Source organism: Bianquea renquensis (assembly GCF_014384895.1).
In the GTDB taxonomy this organism is placed as follows: domain Bacteria; phylum Bacillota; class Clostridia; order Lachnospirales; family Bianqueaceae; genus Bianquea; species Bianquea renquensis.
Genome location: NZ_JACRSQ010000030.1, coordinates 20,550 through 38,925, shown reverse-complemented (window position 1 = coordinate 38,925; position 18,376 = coordinate 20,550). Strand labels below are relative to the sequence as shown.

Sequence of the window (18,376 nt, the reverse complement as noted above, 5' to 3'; positions counted from 1 at the left end):
ATTTGGAGTCCTCCCGAGTTTGTTGACTCCGGTCGGGCTTCGCCCTCCCTTCGTCAACAAACTCGATATCTCTTCCAAACTCCTTCGCTTTTTCGGTCTCACATCATTGACAAACGTACAGATTTTAGATTTTTTCGCTTTTGTCCTACCCCAACATAACATCGAGCAGCATCATCACGGCAAATCCTAACACGATTCCCATCGTTGCAGAATATGGCTGCGTGGACTGATTCTTTTGGCATTCTGGAATCAACTCGTGGACTGCCACGAGAATCATGGCTCCTGCCGCAAAAGAAAGGGCAAAGGGCAATATGGCTTCTATATGGACAACTAACAATGCGCCGATTACGCCGGCAATCGGTTCCACCATCCCCGAAGCCTGCCCCAACAAAAAGCTCTTTTTTCTGGAGTATCCTTCCCTCCTCAGGGGAATGGATACCGCTGCACCTTCGGGGAAATTTTGCAATCCGATCCCGATTGCGATTGTGACAGCCCCCATAAGGCTTTCCATTGAACTGTTGCCATTTTGTAAGGATCCAAAGGCAACTCCAACTGCCAGCCCTTCCGGTATGTTGTGGAGTGTAATGGATAGAACTAACATAATAATTCTGTTTAAGCGTTCATTTGGTCTTCCCTGCGAGCTGTTTGCCCTGCCTTGCGTATAGGAGACAATCTTATCCGACCCCCACATAAAAAGAGCCCCGCACAGAAAGCCGGCTGTGGCAACAAAATACGCAGGCATACTTGAAGTTGCCTCAGCCCGTTCGATGGCCGGTTGAAGCAATGACCAAAAGCTGGCGGCTATCATAACCCCGGCGGCAAAGCCAAGCATTAGATTGAGAGCCTTTGGGTTCGGTGTCTTAAAAAAGACAACCGTGGCAGCGCCCAAAGCCGTCACAGACCATGTTCCAAGTGTTGCAAGTAATGCCATAATCACAATTTCATCCATCTCGCATCCCTCCTACATGTCAATATATTAAAATAAGAGGGTGGAGGTTACTGGCATCCCTTGTACGATTTAGAATGCATCCACTGCGGAAGGGGCTGCCCCAAAACAAGAATTTTATACCCTATTGCATCTGGTATTGAATTCTGCTCTGTGACAGCCCCTCAGACTGTTTCCGTGTCAGCCCGCCACTCTGACCATTTTGGCGCGATACACCCGGCATTCGTGGGCCGGGATCAACGGCGTCATGCACTCTCTCTGCACTTCAAGAGTTTCTCCAGTAAACACATCTGTCAATTGTAGCCCATAGCCGCTGGCAAATGGAATTCCGAGCTTCTCAAAGTATAGTGGCAGCATTCTCTTTTTGTCGCTCATATTGAAGAAACCTAGGGCATACTCGCCGTCGGAAAGCAATTTAAATACCACAAATCGCTCCTGCGAGTCCTGATCCAACGGGAGACACAGGGGTGGGCGGCCATCGGGATCTTGATCTATCTGGATCAGCTCCCGGTTGGTGACCAGCCTTTTCGTCGCCTCATTCATGCTGCGCAGGTCGCTCCCCAGCATCAGCGGTACGCCAAAAATGCACCAGAGTGCAAATTGTGCCGCATACTCCTCATCACTGCAACCGCCCAGGGCCACATTGCCCTTGCCGTACATACCGCAGGTCAGCATATCGATATCATTCCAACAGCCTGTAGCGGAATAGCCGAGCTTCGGCATTTGACTCACCGCAATCTCTTTGAAGGAGGAAAAGTTGTCGCTGATATCACCCGTCGAGCGGTACAGATGCGCTCCCGCAGAGCGTGCCCAAGACCAGACATCGTCCTTGCCCCAGTTGCACATGGAAAACACGATATCCCGCCCGCAGGACCGCAAGGCCAGCCCCATCCTGCGGTATAGAACCTGGCCGTCGATGGAATCAGGCTTAAAGCAGTAGTCGTACTTCAGATAATCACAGCCATACTCGGCAAAGGTTTGGGCATCCAGATATTCATGATCAAAGCTTCCCGGATAGTTTGCGCAGGTCCGCACGCCTGCACAGGAGTACATACCAAATTTTAGCCCCTTTTTGTGCACATACTCGCTGACGAATTTCATGCCATTGGGAAATTTCTTTTTGTCGGGCACGATTTTTCCCGTGGCGGGATCGCGCTCCCTCTCCGCCCAACAGTCATCAATGACAAGATACTCGTAGCCAGCCTCCAAAAGGCCGCTCTCCGCCATGATATCGGCGGTATCCATAATCAATTTTTCATTGATGTCTTCCCCAAAGGTGTTCCAGGTATTCCAGCCCATAGGAGGATGTTTTAGTACCATTCTTTTACTTCCTTTCCCTTGTCACCCAATGTTGTCTGCATAAGTCTTGGTGTACCATTCATTTAGTTTGGCCTCATCCGCCGCCTCAACTTTCTGGATGAATTCTTCATATAGGCTGCGCACCTCCGCTTCGTCCTTGGCGAAAGCCCATTTGACATTGTACTCTTCAATCAGGGAGCTGATGGTCTGATACGCAATGTATTCATCGCTGCCGGCCGGAATGTTGAATATAAAGCCGTTGTTATAGGTGACTTTATCGCTGTACCACTCGTTCATCTGTGTCATTAAATCACTCTTTATGACTTCAGCCTCGGTGCCATAGATTACATTCGTCAATACATAGCTATAGTAATAGCCAAGGCCGCTCTTCTTCTCCACTCCGGACCAGTCCGCATTGCGGGCCTCCTGGAATCCCTGGTAATAGGTTGCCTTTCCGTTCTCATCAAAGTAGAAGTGTGGGCCATTGACGACATCGCCAGACCAGCCATCGCTCTCCTCCCCTTCAACACCCCAGCACATGGTTTGGGCTCCGAGCTCTGTATTACCAAATTCCAGCCACCGCATAGCAGCATCTTTGTTCGTTGACTTTTCGGAAATCGCAAACTGGATATAACCAGAATTGGTTCGAACCTGCTCATAGGTATCCCACGGCTCCATGGGATAATAATAGGTGTCTGCATTATCCGCAGGAACTTTTCCGGTTTCCCCGACGGTCCAGGCGTAAGATGCCACTGCACCGGCCAGAGATTTGCTGTCCTTTTCCGATGAGCCGTCCACAAAACTGTCTTCTGTCATGAGGCCTTTATTGACCATCTCATTGACCCATACATACATGTCAACATATTTGGGGTTGCGATATGATTGGGAAACGGTTCCATCCTCATCAACGTAATAAATCCCAGTCCCAAAGAAGTAGCGCAGATAGCTGGGCCCTTTGGTGGTCAGGCCACCGGTGTAGAAGGGAATCGTGTCAGGATGGTTGGCTTTAATTGTCTCACAAGCCGCCATAAACTCCTCAGCGGATTTAATTTCCGGCTCTCCGATCTCTTCATAATAATCCTGCCGCATCAGGATAACCGGTTGGTTGGTTGCAATTAAGTAATCATTGTCCTTAAGCCATTGGAGGCTTTCTTCTGTGTTATGATGCCCCAGCAGATACCGAACCGTCCCGTCATCGCCATGGCAGTATTCCCAGATTTCGTCGTCAACCAATTCACTGCGAAGTTTTGGCGCATACTCTTCCGATAGTTTCTCCAAATCAGCCAGCATTCCATTGGAGACCATGCTTTCCCAGGCGGTGCTGGAACAGCCGGCGGTTACAATGTCGGGTAGCTCATTGGAGGAAATCAGAAGCGTCAGCTTTGTGTCGTCGTCGGTTACCGGCGCAATGCACTCGAAGGAAATTCCCGTCAGTTCCGTTATGCGCTGCGAGACAGGATCACTGCCCCAGGATTCCCAAAGCGATCCCGGATCATCGACATAGATGGAGAGGGTCACAGGATCATTCGTCGCCTCATAGGCGTATCCATCGCTTTGCACGACGGAATTCTGGCTCTCCTGACTGCTATCACTGCTGGAAGAGGATTCTCCTCCTGTCTGCGCACAGCCAGTGGCCGCCAGCATTAGCACCGCTAAACTGCCAGCCATAATCTTGAGGGATTTTTTCATGTTGACTCCTTCTTTCTTTTTAATTTTCTAAACCGGACACTATACACGTCCAGTCAGGGAACGGATTTATGCCTTGATCGCACCTACCATGACTCCCTTTACAAAATACTTTTGGACAAAGGGGTATACACACATGACAGGGAATATGGAGACCAGCAAGGTTGCATATTGGATCGACGTTGAGGTCGGGCCTGACCGATTGACGTTGGCCCCGGAAGTTGTAGCGGCCTCCATCGCCTTTTGGGCAGCATCCGCGGCGCTCACAAGCCGCATTAAAATCGTGGACATGGGCATCAGCTTTTGATCATTTACGAAATAAGCCGCTGTGTACCAGTCATTCCATGCTCCTACGCCGACAAATAGGCCAATGGTCGCCAAAATCGGCGTGGAAAGGGGGACGATAATCCGGACCAGGATTTTGAACTCGCCTGCTCCGTCTAGCTTGGCGGACTCCACCAGAGATTCTGGGATGTCCCGGAAAAAGGCCATGCACAGCAGCATATTATAGACGCTCAGCAAACTTGGAAGAATGTACACGGCAAAGCTGTTGATGAGCCCTAATTTCAGATAAAGCAGGTACGTCGGAATGACGCCTCCCCCGAAATACATGGTGAACATTGCGATCATGGAGTAGATTTTTCGCCCGGCCAACTCCTTTCGGGTGAGTCCATAAGCCGTAAAGGCGGTGAAGGAAACACCGGTAATGACAGCCAATACGGTTCGGGCTACACTGATCATGAAACTGTTGACCAACAGCGAATCCTCGATCACCGCTTTAAAATTTGAAAGCGTGACCTGTACTGGGAAAAAATAGATCTGGCGCGCCATGGCGGCCGTGCCGTCAGAAAAGGCGTATATGACGCAATAGTAAATAGGATATACTGTTACGATTAGGACAAAGAGGGCGATCAAAATAGCCAGCCCGTTTACAATCTTGTCCTCTGATGTCAATCGAATTGCCCTGTGCCCCCGCTTCATGCCTTTCACCGCCCCTTCATATCAGAAAAGTCCAACCTGCTTGTATTTATTGGAGAAAAAGTTCGCCAGCATGACAAGGATTACGGAAATAACAGACTGGAACATTCCGATGGCGGTGGCAAAGGAATACCGCATGGTGCCAAGCCCCATGTCCAGCGTATAGTATTCGATGATATAGGATTGGGATTTGGTAAAGGAATTGCCCAGCAGCACGGAGATATTTAGATTTCCGGATACCAACCCGCCAATGCTGAGGATAAACATAATGATGATTGTATTCAGAATCCCTGGAAACGTAATATGCCGCATTTGGGCAAAACGGCCGGCGCCATCAATCCGGGCTGCCTCATACAATTCACTGTTGATTCCCGTAATGGCCGCAAAATAGATGATGGCGCTCCACCCGGCCCCCTTCCAGAGATCCACAATTGTCGCCAATGCCTTAAATTTATTCGGGTCCGTCCAAAACTTGACCGGCGTGCGGATCAACCCTACTTCCAGCAATAAATTGTTGATAAGCCCGTTGGTGCTCAGTATATCTTTCCACAGCGCTGCAACTACGACGAAAGCCATAAAATGCGGAAAATAACTGCACGTCTGCACGACCTTTTTTAATTTCAGACTCGGAATCTCGTTGATTGCCAAGGCTAAGAAAATCGGCATAGGAAAAATAAAAAACATGCGAAGCAGGCTGAGTTCAATGGTATTGCGAAATGCCATCCAAAAGGTGCTGTCTTTTAAGAAAGCCTGAAAATGTTTAAGTCCCACCCATGGGTTATTGAAATACGATGTAGAAAGGGAATAATCCTGAAACGCAATGACCAGTCCCGCAATTGGAATGTAGGAAAATATGAGGAGAAAAATCATACCCGGCCATACCATGAGTTGATATGGGAGTTGACGCTTGACCTTGGCCCATTTTTGTTCCGGCACGGATTGCCTTTTTTCAGGAATCTTATTCTTTTTGGGAAACGAAAGCTCCATCAGTATCCCTCTTTTCTATGAATGCAAATCATAAAAATTATGCTTAAATTATACTAAATTGCGCTATTATTACAATGTTTTATTTTCGGATTTTGTGGTTATATTTCTGATTTCATTGACATTTCATCCACTCTATGTTACTTTTATCATAAGGCTATAAGTATTTATATACAAATTGGATGATCTGGAGGAAATGATATGCTTAGCTTTTTGCTCGACCGATACCGGAGTGTCAAATTCAAGACAAAAATTCTCTGTATCGTTGGTGTTATTGCGCTCATCCCCACGATTCTGCTCTTTGGATATTTTACTAAGCAGATTATGTCCCTTCAAAACCGAGAAATCGACAACCTCCATCACTCCTTCGAGCAGCAGGTGAATTCCATCAACCAATTGATGGATAAAGCCATGTCCAATGCTTTAAAGATCAGCACCAATACAGAGATATCGAATTTTTTCTGTCTGCAGAGCAACGTTGGGGAGTACGTTCTGGAATACATAAAAGTGCTTCGCCCTCTTCTGTCCTACATCCAGGAGGCTGAAGCGCCGGAAATGAGCGCTATCCGGTTTTATACCCGCAACGAAAATTTGTTTTCCAACCTGACCGTTCAAAATATCTATAAGAGCCAGAATGCTGATTTTTTTGATGAGATCGCCGCTCTGCTGGAGGATACGACGGCTGTGGTCCGGCTTTCGTCGCAGGGACGGAGCTATTATCTCATGGAATACTCTACACGAGGCTCCCTCTCCATCTTTCTCCCCATTTTAACTCCAGCCTCCAGCAAAACCTTTTTGGAATATGAGCTTTCTTTTGATAGCATCTTTCAGTCGCTAAAAATTTCCACTGACAACTTCAGCGCCACCGGCTATACATTATACCATGAGTCGGGAAGTATTCTCTTTACCTCCGACCCAGAGTGGGCGACGCAGGCGCCATCCCTTTTGGCCGACCTGTTTCAGGAAGATGCCATTCAAAATCAAAGGCTACGCCACAGCGGTAAGACTCTTCTGGTCAACGCTTGCTCCATCCCGGCCATCAACTGTGTTCTAGTCAGCCACAGCGATTTGGGGGTCATTCTAGAGCCCGTCCGCCGGAGTCGATTTCTCTGGTTCATCACCATTATTATTTGCATCGCCGCTAGCTGTTTTTTTGCCAATGCCTTTGTCAATAAGCTTTTGAAGCGCGCGGATACGATCAACGCCGCCATCCGCCAAATTCAACAGAGCAATTTTGATATCGCATTGCCCGTCCAGGGCAGTGACTTTCTCGATCAAATTACAGAAAATCTCAATGCAATGGCCTCACGAATCAAAAATTTGATCCAAAATAATTATGAAAAGCAACTACAAATCAAAAATTTGCAAATTCGAATGCTGTCTCAACAAATTTCCCCACATTTTCTCTACAATACACTGGAATGTTTGAAAATGCACGCCATTTTGGAGAATGACACGGAAACCGCACAAGCGCTAACTTCCCTAGGTCGGCTGCTGCGCTATTATGCCAATTATTCTTCTAAACTTTCCCCTGTGGAAACGGAGCTTGACGAGGTACAAGATTATATTCACATTATGAACCTTATCGAGGGTAGAAAATGCGTTTTTGAAAAGGAGGTCCCGGATGATTTCCTCTCCTGCCCAATTCCCCGCTTTGTATTACAGCCAATTGTTGAAAATTCTATCAAACACGGCGTGGTCTCCTGCTCCTCTGAAATCCATATTTGCCTTACTGTAAAAGAAGAGAATGGCCTCATCTATTTTATCATTACGGATGACGGTGTGGGCGTTTCCGCAGACATCGCAACGCAAATTCAAGACAAGCTGCGGGTTGGTCATACCTCCTATACGTACGGAAATCAGCAGACTTCCATCGGCTTATACAATACTAATGCCCGCATCAAACTAATTTATGGCGATCAATACGGAATTTCGTTTTCGAGTGTTCAAGGTTTAGGAACTTCTGTTCAATTTGCAATTCCTGCTTCCTGTCAGGATGTTTCTTTGCAAGATACAGATGAAAAGGACGATGTGTATGTATGATTTGTTAATCTGTGAGGATAAGCCTGTCATCTTGATGGGGCTGCAAAAGCTTACCGCAGGATTTGGGCTTCCCATCGGCGAGATCCATTTAGCGGAGGATGGCCAGCAAGCACTCCAGATCTTTTCACAGCAGAAGATCGATTTGGTCATGACCGACATTCGAATGCCCAACTGCGATGGTCTCCAGCTTTTGCGCCGGATGCAGCAGATCCGGAGTGATTTTCAGAGCATCATTATCAGCGGCTACAATGATTTTTCCTATGCCAAAACAGCCATCCAACTGGGAATCGAAGATTATCTTCTCAAGCCGGTGGATCCGGATGAGCTGCGTGCCTCCTTGGTTCGCTGTATCAAGAATCTAACCCGCCATGCCTCACAGACCCAGATTCTTTCAGGCATTTTGCTGGATCAGATGCGGGAGGTATGGGGTGAGGCCCTGCCAAAGGAAACGGTTTCCCTACTTCTCTCCACAGAGGACAACTTTTTTCAAGCAGCTCCCTTCGGTTTTCTTGCCTTCCATCTCAATGATAACGCCTCTGTCTCCTGTCGGGCCGTGCAACAAAGGGTGAGCGCATTTCTCTCCGAAATTTTTACTCATTATCTGGTATTTCCGGTTTTCAAGCGCTTTTTTTGCGCTGTCCTTAATCTTTCTATGGCGGAGGAGAGGGCTTACCAGTCGCTGCCCCGTTTCGTGGAAGCCTTTCTACAGCGATGCCAGAGCAATGACTCTATCCAGTTGTTCTGTGGTTTTGGCCCTGCGGCAGAAAGTATTTTTCAGCTGAAAGATACCGCTATAAAGGCAGAAGCTGCACTGTACCAGCGCTTTACCGCCAAATCAAGCCTAACCTTTTCGTGGGAAACCTCAACAATCTGCCCACCAAAGGTCCAATCACAAATTCTGCAATGCTGTGATTATCTCTGCCGCGACCTCCGGCTTCCGGAAATTGCGGCAGTGGAAAACGATGTGGATTCTCTGTTTTCAAAATTCCGCACATCCCCGACCTCTGTTCAAATGATTCCTGACTGCCTGCACAATGTGGAAATTTTTATCCGGCAGGAGCTGGAGATGAGTTATGAAACCTCCTCCTTGCTGTCCATAAGTGACGGTGCCGACACTTTGGAGCAGTTGGAGGCCAGCGTACGGCAGAATTTGCAGAATTTTTGCCGGCAGCGGCTTAAAAATCGGTGGGTCAAGCAAGATGCGGTATCGCAGGCGATCGAATATATGGAGCAGAACTATCACAAGCCGCTGACCTTAACAATTTTAGCCAATGTGGTGTCTCTGAATTACACGTATTTCAGCAGCATCTTTAAAAGTAGAACGGGGATGAGTGTTATCACGTATCTACAGAACTTGCGCATCCAGAAGGCAAAGGAGCTTCTTGTCTCATCTGATGACAAGATCTGTGAGATTGCACATAAAACGGGATTTACCGATGAGCGATATTTTGAAAAGTTATTTAAACAATGTGAGACGATTACGCCTAGCGAATACCGCAAGCGCTTAGCCTCCTTTACGGATACGAAATAAAACGAACCGGCCCACCTGGCTCCGGTTCGTTTTGTGGATTAAAAGTTATCGCGTATATATTGATTCCAAATAGCGGCTAAATAGCTCCACATTGCATCTGGAATCTGTTCCTGAAATGATTCTGTTGCATTCAGAAAATAAAGGGCAGGGGTTCCAAGCCGGACTTGAAACTGCGCGTATCGAAACCATTCTTCTGCTGTTGTGCAGGATGCATTGTCACAATCCATCACTTTCCAGCCGCATATTCGGGCGATACGCGCTCTTGTCTGCATTGTCTCACAGACATGTCGGGAGGAGAACCAGAGATCATTCAGGCGCAGTGCATCGGAAGACTCTCGGAATAAGGGATGGGGTGTCTGCGTTTCAATCATTGCGTCCGGCTTCGCTTGATGGGCGGCATCCCACAGAATAAATTGAAAGCGGCGTACCATTTCTATGCCGTGCAGTTTTCCATATCCTGGAATATCCCCTTCCCTGCCGGAACCGCCAATCCAGTCCTCTTTGAAGCCATCCACCCCAATTTCACTAACAAGGTAAGAAATCTGTCTTCGAATGAGCTCCTCGTATGCCGGATTCGCCACATCCGCAAATACTTTTTTTCCTGCACGGTTTCGAATGCACCATTCTTCCGGAAGGCCCTCCGTATGATAACTGGCTGTCCACAGGAGTACATGTCTTCCTGCCGCATGCTGTCGCTCTATAAAGCCTTTCATGTCAGGCCATTTCTCTGTATCGACCTCAAAGGTTCCATACCACTTTTGCCACTTATCATCAACCACAACGGTGGATATGGGAATATTGCGGCGCTCGGCTTCCGCAATCCAAGCCTCATAATTGGCCTGTGTGGCCTCGGCGCCTGGCGCAGTGCCGTGACGCTCTGACTGCACAGTCTGTTCTGCCCACCCGCAAAAGACTGGCGCGCGATGCCACGCCGGCGTTTCCTGGCTGGCAAAACTAGTGGCGTAGCCTCTCACATCCAGCCAATCCACATGTTTTTCTAATGTATCAAATGGGCTGCTCCCAAATGTGATGGAGATGGAAGGGGATGTATATTCGCCTTCCGCCTCGGTATAGCCGAAATATTGGACGTGAAATGACGCACCTTTTTTCCGCGCGCCAGAATATTCGAATGCGTTGAACCGATACTGTCCTGGCTCGGTTCCCAATCCGATTCCCATGGCGCTTCCGCCTTCATAAAATGAGAAAAAGAGTGGCGATGGGGCAAACAGACTACACGCGCGTTCAGGGAGGAAAATGTTCCCCGGTATCTGGAATTCTCCGCTAAGACCGGTGCGAGAAAATTGAGAAATCGTATACTCTTCTACATTTCCTAAATTCACTGCAGGATTGAAATAGTGCTCTACATTCAATCTGGCATTGGTTTCCGAGCCGCCGCTTTCCCCGTCGTCATATTCACCTGGAATTCCACTGGAAAAGAAGAAACAGCGGCCCAGGGCTCCATTTCCTCGAATGATGTGAGAATACTCTGCGCCTTTCTTCTCAAATGTCCAAATAAACCTATGGGATTGCCAAAGATTACTGGTCGCCTGGAATATAACGATTAGACGATCGCCATGCAGGTCCATCTGTTTGAGTTCGATCTGGGATAGTTTTTCTTTTTGTCCCGCTTGATCAAAACAACTGACTGCGGGCAATTCTCCGAAGGAAACTCCATCAAGGACAAATTGAAAAAAAGGTACCTTTTCTAAAATGAGGCGGACATCATAGCGAGCGCCTCGCAAAGCATATCCGTTTGAAACTGCCTGCCATTCCATGGGTCATCGCTCCCTTCTCCGCGGGCTCACGCGAGAAATATATCTTGTTAGTGCCTCAGTACTACACTTCCGTATAGCTTCAATATAGCATACTTTTTTTCCCGAAACAATGGGGTGAGCGGAAGAACAAAAACATGAACACATTTTCTGAAATCTTTCCACTGACCTTGTAGGCGGTGGACCTCGACACCGTTGGCTCAAACCTTCGCTTCTACTGTCTTTTGTTTTTAGGGGCGGGATGTCTTCCTTTTCTTCTTTGTCGCTTAGTCGCCTTCCTTTTTAGCGGCTTGCCGTCTCCTTTTGGCATAGTCGGCTCTACTGTCTTTCGTTTTTAGGGGCGGGATGTCTTCCTCTTCTTCTTTGTCGCTTAGTCGCCTTCCGTTTTTAGCGGCTTGCCGTCTCCTTTTGGCATAGTCGGCTCTACTGTCTTTTGTTTTTAGGGGCGGGATGTCTTCCTCTTCTTCTTTGTCGCTTGGTCGCCTTCCGTTTTTAGCACCTTGCCGTCGCCTTTTGGCATAGTCGACTCTACTGTCTTTCGTTTTTAGGGGCGAGATGTCTTCCCCTTCTCCTTGTCCGCTTAGTCGCCTTCCGTTTTTAGCGGCCTGCCGTCTCCTTTTGGCATAGTCGGCTCTACTGTCTTTTGTTTTTAGGGGCGGGATGTCTTCCTCTTCTTCTTTGTCGCTTAGTCGCTTTCCGTTTTTAGCGCCTTGCCGCCTCCTTTTGGCATAGTCGGCTCTACTGTCTTTCGTTTTTAGGGGCGGGATGTCTTCCTCTTCTCCTTGTCCGCTTAGTCGCCTTCCTTTTTAGCGGCTTGCCGTCGCCTTTTTGTATAGTCGACTCTACTGTCTTTCGTTTTTAGGGGCGGGATGTCTTCCCCTTCTCCTTGTCCGCTTGGTCGCCTTCCGTTTTTAGTGGCTTGCCTTCTCTATGTCTTTATATTTTTAGGGGCGAGATGTCTTCCTTCTCTTCTTTGTATAACGACAATAAAAAAACGCCGTCCATCTGACGCCGTGACACTTCTCTTGAAAAAAATTAAAAAAACACTCCCCTCAAATCCTTTTACTCCGTCCCCTATAGGATTCGGTTCACTTTCAATATATTCAGAATCTCCTGCGTGTCCAGCCCGCTCTCCGCGTCTTCGTACGTCGTAATCAGATTCTTTCCTTCCCGGTACCCGTTGATCCGGTACAGGGCCATCTTTTTCCCGAAGCGGTCTACGTACTCCTTATCGTCCATTCTCCCGCAATGTTCCCAGTAGTACCACAACCTTGCGTCCAGCTTCGATCCCACCTTGAAGTCCGCTTCCACTTCCACCTCCCCCAGCCTCAGCATGGGCCCATATTCATAGGGGATCCCCATGGTAAAAAACAGATTCGCCAGTGTCAGTTCCGACTTCGATCTCACAAGCTCCCCTCGCAAAGTTCGATACTTCAAATTACTTCCATATGGCATCTGTCGGGCTGCCATCTGGTCCAGCTTCTTCTCCCGCACTTGCCTCATTCGCTCCCGCCCTTCGTCTCGATAGTTCTCCACGATGGTCTCCACCTTCACGCGAAAATGTCGCAGGCACTTGCGGAGCTCCTCCAGATAGTCCTTCAATCCCCGAAGCTGCCGCTCCTGATGTTGCCGCAGCTCCACCTGCCGGCGGAGCTCCTCCAGCTGTTTCTTCCTGACATAGGTCCGCTTTCGCTTGCCCTTCTCCCAGACCTGGAGATCATAATAACAATACTTTCCCACCTTCTTCTTGACCAAAGTTCCCCGGATGGCATTTGCCAAAATTTTAGTCAGCTGCTGAATCTTGAGGAAGGTGAAGAGGTATTCCTGGCGCAGACGCGCCAGACAGTCTTCCCGCTCTTGCAGAAGCTCCGCCATATCTGTCCTCCAATCCGCACTATATTGAATACCTTTAAAATCATACTGTTTACTCGCTACAGTTTGCCAATTTTTGAATCGTCTGATACAGTTCTAAAAAGGGTTTATGACAGCGCAGGGCCATAGCCTTCACATCCTCATATTCTGGAGCCTGCTTGATCAACTCCCCTTTATAATACCCCCTCTTAATCCGGCATTCTCCCCAAGGTGTTGTGACTGTCCCATATTCTCGTTCCAACATAGTACGCCCCACGGGATACCGCCGAACCCCCAGCGTTGTTGTCTCGCGGAACAAGACTTCTTCTGCTCGTTCCACAAGATGCTCCGGAATCAAAACTCGAACCATGACAGCCGGCCGATTCTTTTTCATAAAAATCGGAGTGTAGTATACATCCAGAGCGCCCACAGAAAAAAGGCTGTCCATCAAATAGGAATACGCTTCCCCCTGCATATCGTCAATATTGGTCTCAAGAACCATTATGTCAGCTTCAACTGTGGTTTTTTTTTACCCTTCAAAACCCGCAACATATTCTTAATGGGCAACTCTGTTTTCCCAAATCCATATCCGACCCCCTCCAGCACCATGTCCGGCACCGGGCCGAAGTCAGCGGCCAACGTGACAAGAATCGCTGCGCCTGTGGGCGTCACCAATTCATGCTCGATTCCTTTCGAATAAATCGGTTTTCCTTTTAACAGTTCCAACGTGGCAGGCGCCGGTACTGGCAGCCAGCCATGCTGGCATTGGACAAAGCCCGTCCCGGTATGAACCGGTGACGCATAAATCTCATCGACGCCCAATAGATCAATACAGATAGCGCAACCAACGATATCGACGATGGAATCCACCGCCCCAACCTCATGGAAATGAACCTGCTCAACAGGCTTTCCATGAATTTTAGCCTCTGCCTTCGCCACATTCTGAAAGATGGCGATACTTAACTCCTTCGTCCTTTGGCTCACTGTACTATTTTCAATCATCGCCTGGATCTCCGCGAGACCTCTGTGCCCGTGGTGGTGATGTTCGCTGTCCTCCTCTGCTTGCTCCAGCAAAACTTGAAAATCTGTACCCGTGATTCCATCCTTCTCCATGTGTCGGATGACAGTCGAGTATCCCTCCAAATGCAATTTTGCCAATTCTTCAAGAAACCGTTTCTCGTCGATCCCCAAATCCAGCAGCGCCGCAACCGTCATATCTCCGCTGATTCCAGAAGAACATTGAAAATATAAAATTGTCTTGTCCATCGTCTATTCCCTTCTTCCCGTGTATGCTAGTTTAGGCTTCCCATCTGATATCCCATAACATCAATGGTAACGTACCGAAATCCCACTTGTCTGAGCTGTTCCCCCAGCTGATCAAGCAAAGCTTCATCGAAAAATCGCGCTCTCTCCTGCCTTGCCACTTCGATTCTTGCTATATCCCCATGGTGACGAAGGCGATATTGCACAAACCCAAGATCTCTGAGAATCCTCTCTCCCGCTTCCACCTGCCGAAGCTTCTGCGGCGTTATTTCCTCCCCATAGGGGATGCGCGACGCCAGGCAGGCAAAGGCAGGCTTATTCCAAGTGGGCAAGCCATACTTTCTTGAGAGGTTCCGGATATCCTCCTTCGTCAATCCCGCTTCCCGCAGAGGACTTCTCACGTGCAGCTCCTTTAGAGCCCGAAGCCCTGGACGGTAATCCCCAAGGTCATCGACGTTGCTGCCATCTGCTAAATATCGAAATCCCTCCTGCGCGCGAATCGATTCCAAAAAAGAAAAAATCTCCCGCTTGCAGGCATAGCAACGGTCTCTTGGATTAAGCCTTATAAAGTCTCTGTCCACAAGCCCACGGGTATAGACTTTCTGACGAAATCCCAATGTCTCTGCCAGCTGGACGCTCTCTTCAAATTCTTCCTGAGAATGATAGGCCTCTCTCACCGTGACACACAGACAGCGATCCTTCAACAGCTCCGTTCCGACATACGCTAAAAGCGTAGAATCTACGCCGCCGCTGAAGCCCAACACCATGCTCTCCATGGATGTGATTCTGTCTCGCAATATCTCTTCCTTTTGTCGCATCGTATCCGCCATATTCTCCACCTGATCCTCCTGCTTTCTGCCGGATTCACTGCCAAACTCATGATAGCATACCCAAAATTGAATGTCAAGCGCACATTGACAGTCGCCAATCGATATGCTATGATAAGCATAGTCACTGGCATAGCGCGGTGGAGAATAGGTTAGGAGGTTTCCCCCATGGCTGTATTTGAAGGATCTTGCACCGCATTCATCACCCCATTTACAGAGAACGGTGACAAGATTAACTATGTCACATTAGAGCAGCTGATCGAGTTCCAGCTGCTTCACCATTCCGACGCCCTGATCGGCCTAAGTTCTATGGGCGAGGGTACGGCGCTCTCCGAATCTGAGCGGATAGAGTATCTGGAATTTGTATGTGCAAAGGTCAAAAAGAGAGTTCCGCTGCTGTTTGAAATCGCGACGGTTTCCACCCAAAGCGCTGCTGATCTCATTGTTCAGGCCGTTAAGGCTGGCGCAGACGGCGTGCTGGTACCTCCTCCCATTTACTGTCGAATGAACCAGAGGGGGATCTTTGATCACTATAAATACTTGGCGTCCAAATCCGCGATTCCCGTCATCGCCTACAATATTCCTCTCCGCACTGGATATACCATGACTCCTAAGCTAATTGCAGAACTGTGCCGAAATCATATAGTGGAGGATCTGGTGGATGGCAGCGGCAATTTCACTGCCATTTCGGAGATCCTGTCGCTGTGCCGTGATTCGCTCACCCTGTACGCCGGAAGCGATGACACCATCCTGCCGATGCTGGCCTTTGGAGCAAAAGGCGCCATATCTGCGGCCGCTAATCTTTTTCCTCGTCAACTCCACGACCTCATCATGTCGTATAGCCGCCAGGACACCGCTGCGAGCCTGAACCTGCAATTGCAGTTAACCCCTATCTTTCGCGCCTTATCGGTGGACATCAGCCCAGCGCCTATTAAAGCCGCCTCCGCGCTGCTGGGACGCAATGCGGGGGCTTGCCGTCCTCCTCTTGCTTCCCCGGATTCTGCCAGCCTTGAACATCTGCGCAAAGTGTTGTTGGACTTTGGAGCTCTCGATGAGAGACATGAATAATTGAATAATGAAAGGATGTTGATACAATGATTTCCCTATGTATGCACGGCTGTAATGGCAAAATGGGCCGAGTCATCTCCCAGATTGTGGCGGAAGATCCCTCCAGTTCCATCACTTGCGGGGTGGATCTTCAATCCACAGGTACGGAATACCCCATTTATTCCTCCGTCACAGACTGCCAGGAACCTTTTGATGTCGTGATCGACTTCTCCACCGCCGCCGCCATCGATTCCCTGCTGGCCCAGTGTACATCCCTGTCCAAGCCGTTAGTACTCTGTACGACTGGGCTCAGCGAGGTTCAGCGCCAAGCCGTTGCCGCTGCCGCAGAAGAAATTCCTATTTTTTATTCCGCCAATATGTCTCTCGGCGTCAATCTGATAACGGCTCTGTGCCGCAAAGCTGCCTCCATCCTGGCGCCGGCGGGATTTGACGTGGAGATTATTGAGCGCCATCACAACCAGAAAATCGACGCTCCCAGCGGCACCGCGCTTTCCATGGCAGAGGCGCTGAAGGACGAATTGGGGGACGAATATTTCTTTGAACTGGACCGGTCGGCCAAGCGCCAAAAACGGGATCCGAAGGAGATAGGCATCAGTGCTGTCCGAGGCGGTACAATCGTGGGGGAACATACGGTGCTGTTTGCCGGACGGGATGAACTGGTGGAAATCAAGCATACGGCCTTGAGCAAGGAGATCTTCGCCATCGGTGCGGTCAACGCTGCAAAATTTCTACTTGGCAAAGCCCCGGGGCTCTATGACATGACACAGCTCATCGGCTGATGTTCGACAAAAAAGAGGCATTCACCGTGTTCTCCATGAGCAAGCTGAATGCCTCTTTTCCTAACTCCAAAATTAATATTCGATTCCCTCTCTCGCCTCGATTCCATCCTGACGCGGATGTTTCCACAGTCTCATTTCTGTCACGTAGTTGGATCGGCGGTAGATTGCATCCGGAAGAGTTTTGCCTGTCACAACGATCTCGATATCTGTGGGTTTTTTCTCGATTAAGTCCAGCACCTCATTCAACTCCACAATTCTCTGCGCAATGGCAGTCAAAACCTCATCGAGAATTAAAACATCGCACTGATGCGCGCTCATCACCTTGCGGGCAAACTGCATGGCATTTGCTGAGTCCTTTCGAGACTCCTCCATCTGCTGCGCTGTGGAGGGCCAGATCTCTCTCCGCATTCTGTCAAATCGAAATATTTTGAACGCTGGCTCCAATCGCTTGACCGCTTCCAATTCACCGCTCTGGCTGGATTTCAAAAACTGAATCACAAATACGGTCATGCCTGAACCGGCACAGCGAAGTCCCAACCCGAGAGCCGCCGTCGACTTTCCTTTCCCCTCTCCGAAATATGCGTGAACCAAACCCGTACGCATCTCACTCACCTTGTTTTTCTTCATCCTTTTTTGAGATTTCCATCTTGGATATGGAAACCTCGTACGCAATTCTTGTGCTAACCTGGGCGTCGTCGCCGGCCTTCTTCTGATAGGTACGACTTTGGATGCGCCCCCAAATGCACAAATTTGTGCCGATTTCCAAGTTCTGCGCGAACCTAGCGTTTCGCCCCCAGGCAATTGCCGGGATGTAGTCCGATTTATTATACGGCCGGTTTACAGCCAGCAGTAAGTCTGTAATCTCTCTGCCAAGCGGTGTTTTGCGATAAATTGGCTTTTTGCAGATAAATCCATCTAGGAAGATGCTGTTGGGATTACCAGTAATGGGTTCTGACACAATGTGAATTTCACGGACAAACACGGACAGGAGCAGACGGCTCTTGCCATCCTCGTGTTTGTTGTAAGAGCGGAACTGTCCCTGTGCGATGACATACTGACCGACATAGGAGGTTGTCACATCGAGCAAGCGCTCGGACACCATAACGGGAATGATATCAAAGGAATCCGATAGCCTCGGCACCTCCACATTAAATGAATAAAACCCTTCACCATAGACTTCATGGCTGTACGTAAATTCAGAGACAACCTTGCCGGAAATTTCCGCGATATTGTTTTTTATAATCTGTTCTGCCATCGTTTATCTCCCTTCCTTAGTCCTGTGTTTATTAACAATATCATGTGTATTCCTTTCTCCGGAGTTTTAGAAGCAGTTTTTTATAATTTTCGAT

Annotated in this window: 16 protein-coding genes; 4 read left to right on the top strand and 12 right to left on the bottom strand. The window is 48.7% G+C overall.

The annotated features are described in order from the left end of the window. Positions 1-145: 145 nt before the first annotated feature. The 5 genes from H8730_RS14625 to H8730_RS14605 all read right to left on the bottom strand — a co-directional run bounded on the left by H8730_RS14625 (position 146) and on the right by H8730_RS14605 (position 5,896). The gene (locus tag H8730_RS14625; protein WP_177720059.1) at positions 146-949 is read right to left on the bottom strand and encodes a ZIP family metal transporter; all 804 of its coding nucleotides are present in this window, start codon (positions 947-949) and stop codon (positions 146-148) included. Positions 950-1,126: 177 nt separating this feature from the next. Next, positions 1,127-2,266 (bottom strand): glycoside hydrolase family 27 protein, encoded by a 1,140-nt coding sequence (locus H8730_RS14620; protein WP_177720058.1) that lies wholly within the window; start codon positions 2,264-2,266, stop codon positions 1,127-1,129. A 21-nt stretch (positions 2,267-2,287) separates the two neighbouring features. Next, positions 2,288-3,934 carry a type 2 periplasmic-binding domain-containing protein gene (locus H8730_RS14615; RefSeq protein ID WP_177720057.1) on the bottom strand — a complete coding sequence of 549 codons (1,647 nt, stop codon included), beginning with the start codon at positions 3,932-3,934 and terminating at the stop codon, positions 2,288-2,290. Positions 3,935-4,000: 66 nt separating this feature from the next. Next, complete coding sequence (locus H8730_RS14610; RefSeq protein WP_177720056.1) at positions 4,001-4,912, bottom strand: carbohydrate ABC transporter permease; 912 nt, start codon at positions 4,910-4,912, stop codon at positions 4,001-4,003. Positions 4,913-4,933: 21 nt separating this feature from the next. Further along, positions 4,934-5,896 carry an ABC transporter permease gene (locus tag H8730_RS14605; protein WP_177720055.1) on the bottom strand — a complete coding sequence of 321 codons (963 nt, stop codon included), beginning with the start codon at positions 5,894-5,896 and terminating at the stop codon, positions 4,934-4,936. Between the two features lie 198 nt (positions 5,897-6,094). Between H8730_RS14605 and H8730_RS14600 the strand changes: the two genes are divergently transcribed. After that, positions 6,095-7,936: a sensor histidine kinase gene (locus H8730_RS14600; protein WP_177720054.1), complete on the top strand. Its 1,842-nt coding sequence runs from the start codon at positions 6,095-6,097 to the stop codon at positions 7,934-7,936. Further along, positions 7,929-9,467 carry a response regulator gene (locus H8730_RS14595; protein ID WP_177720053.1) on the top strand — a complete coding sequence of 513 codons (1,539 nt, stop codon included), beginning with the start codon at positions 7,929-7,931 and terminating at the stop codon, positions 9,465-9,467. The genes H8730_RS14600 and H8730_RS14595 overlap by 8 nt, the downstream gene beginning before the upstream one ends. Positions 9,468-9,505: 38 nt before the next feature. Here the strand turns inward: H8730_RS14595 and H8730_RS14590 are convergent, their stop codons facing one another. From H8730_RS14590 to larE, 5 genes are all read right to left on the bottom strand, one after another. Continuing rightward, positions 9,506-11,242 carry a TIM-barrel domain-containing protein gene (locus H8730_RS14590; protein WP_177720052.1) on the bottom strand — a complete coding sequence of 579 codons (1,737 nt, stop codon included), beginning with the start codon at positions 11,240-11,242 and terminating at the stop codon, positions 9,506-9,508. Between the two features lie 1,071 nt (positions 11,243-12,313). Next, positions 12,314-13,114, bottom strand: a complete 801-nt coding sequence (locus tag H8730_RS14585; RefSeq protein WP_177719837.1) for a hypothetical protein — start codon at positions 13,112-13,114, stop codon at positions 12,314-12,316. A gap of 49 nt (positions 13,115-13,163) precedes the next feature. Continuing rightward, complete coding sequence (larC2, locus tag H8730_RS17740) at positions 13,164-13,592, bottom strand: nickel pincer cofactor biosynthesis protein LarC2 (RefSeq protein ID WP_177719836.1); 429 nt, start codon at positions 13,590-13,592, stop codon at positions 13,164-13,166. After that, a complete protein-coding gene (gene larC, locus H8730_RS17735) occupies positions 13,592-14,356 on the bottom strand; it encodes a nickel pincer cofactor biosynthesis protein LarC (RefSeq protein ID WP_177719835.1) in 765 nt (254 codons plus the stop codon). The genes larC2 and larC overlap by 1 nt, the downstream gene beginning before the upstream one ends. Positions 14,357-14,382: 26 nt before the next feature. Beyond that, positions 14,383-15,183, bottom strand: coding sequence for an ATP-dependent sacrificial sulfur transferase LarE (gene larE / locus H8730_RS14575; protein ID WP_249290073.1), 801 nt, complete (start codon positions 15,181-15,183; stop codon positions 14,383-14,385). A gap of 165 nt (positions 15,184-15,348) precedes the next feature. Here larE and dapA point away from each other — a divergent pair, with 165 nt between their 5' ends. Next, positions 15,349-16,248, top strand: coding sequence for a 4-hydroxy-tetrahydrodipicolinate synthase (gene dapA / locus H8730_RS14570; RefSeq protein WP_177719833.1), 900 nt, complete (start codon positions 15,349-15,351; stop codon positions 16,246-16,248). A gap of 26 nt (positions 16,249-16,274) precedes the next feature. Then, on the top strand, positions 16,275-17,027 hold the full coding sequence (gene dapB, locus H8730_RS14565; protein ID WP_177719832.1) for a 4-hydroxy-tetrahydrodipicolinate reductase: 753 nt from the start codon (positions 16,275-16,277) through the stop codon (positions 17,025-17,027). A gap of 72 nt (positions 17,028-17,099) precedes the next feature. Here the strand turns inward: dapB and H8730_RS14560 are convergent, their stop codons facing one another. Beyond that, positions 17,100-17,630 carry a cob(I)yrinic acid a,c-diamide adenosyltransferase gene (locus H8730_RS14560; RefSeq protein WP_249290066.1) on the bottom strand — a complete coding sequence of 177 codons (531 nt, stop codon included), beginning with the start codon at positions 17,628-17,630 and terminating at the stop codon, positions 17,100-17,102. Between the two features lies 1 nt (position 17,631). Further along, on the bottom strand, positions 17,632-18,282 hold the full coding sequence (locus tag H8730_RS14555) for a single-stranded DNA-binding protein (protein WP_177719830.1): 651 nt from the start codon (positions 18,280-18,282) through the stop codon (positions 17,632-17,634). Positions 18,283-18,376 lie beyond the last annotated feature (94 nt).